Source organism: Flavobacterium xizangense (assembly GCF_054075145.1).
In genome coordinates this window covers 1-1,249 of the sequence record NZ_JBSIPG010000026.1, presented here as the reverse complement: position 1 = coordinate 1,249, position 1,249 = coordinate 1, and the positions used below count along the sequence as shown (strand labels likewise).

The window sequence follows — 1,249 nt, the reverse complement described above, 5'->3', positions numbered from 1 at the left end:
CATTGGTAGGGGCTTGGACTTCAACTTCTGCGACCGCAGGATATATTGGAACAGATTATATTCATGACGGTGATACAGGAAAAGGGACAAAATCAGCAACTTTCACTCCGTCAATTACTCAAAGAGGTAAATATGAGGTATTCATCAACTTTACAGCAGGTACAAACCGTCCAACAAACGTTCCTGTGGATATCATCCATGAAAATGGGACCACTACAGTTACCGTAAATCAGCAAATCAATAATGCAACCTGGGTTTCATTGGGACGATATGATTTCAGTGCTGGTTCTGTGAATAAGGTCGTGATTCGTACAACGGGTACAACAGGAGTTGTTATCGCCGATGCTATAAAATTTGATTTTGTTGATTGTTTGCCGGAAAATGTTGCTCCAATAGCTAATTTTACACCAGCAAGTGCAGCAGTTTGCGAAGGCCAAACGGTAACCTATACCAATACTTCTACAAATGCAACATCTTACAGTTGGTCATTTCCGGGGGGAACACCAAGTACAAGCACTGCAGCTAATCCAGTGGTTACTTATAATGCGTCAGGAACTTATGATGCAAGCTTGACAGCGACTAATGCAATTGGTTCCGACACTAAGACAGTGACGGGACTGGTAACAGTAAACCCTGCATCGAATGTTGCGGCAGGCTTCACAGTTCCTTTGACGGAATTGGCAATTGGCGAAAGTATGACATTAACCAATACTTCTACAGGAGCCACTACTTATGCATGGACTTTCCCTAACGGTTCTCCAGCAACGAGTACAGCCGCAAATCCATCCGTAAGTTTTACAACTGCAGGTTCAAAAATGATTACTTTAGTAGCTTCAAACGCTTGCGGAAGTAATACCTATACAATGACAGTTTGTGTGGGAACAAATACAAAAACCAGTTTGGAAACTTTTGAAAGTTCTGCTGGAAGATTTACCAGTGCACCAACTACTTCAGGCTCTACAGTAGGTATCGCAACAACTTCGACTTTAGCAAGAGCCACAGATAGTTTCAAAAACGGTACTGCAAGTTTAAAAGCAGTTTTAAATGACAATACATCAGTTACTACGGACTGGTTGGTACGCTTGCTGTCCGGTGGTGGAACTCCTGCAAACAATCAGGCATTTGTTGGTAATCAAGGATCTTTTGGTTTCTGGCTGAAAACAAGTACGGCAAATGCCGGAGCTACCGTAACGGCTTGGATCGATGATGTTGACGGCTTGGAAGAATTGCCTCCAATTGCCATCATCAA

1 protein-coding gene is annotated in these 1,249 nt (G+C 42.8%); it reads left to right on the top strand.

Features of this window, described 5'->3' with window-relative positions; translation table 11 throughout:
- On the top strand, positions 1-1,249 hold a 1,249-nt coding region (locus ACWA1B_RS22345; protein WP_456910785.1), incomplete at both ends, for a golvesin C-terminal-like domain-containing protein.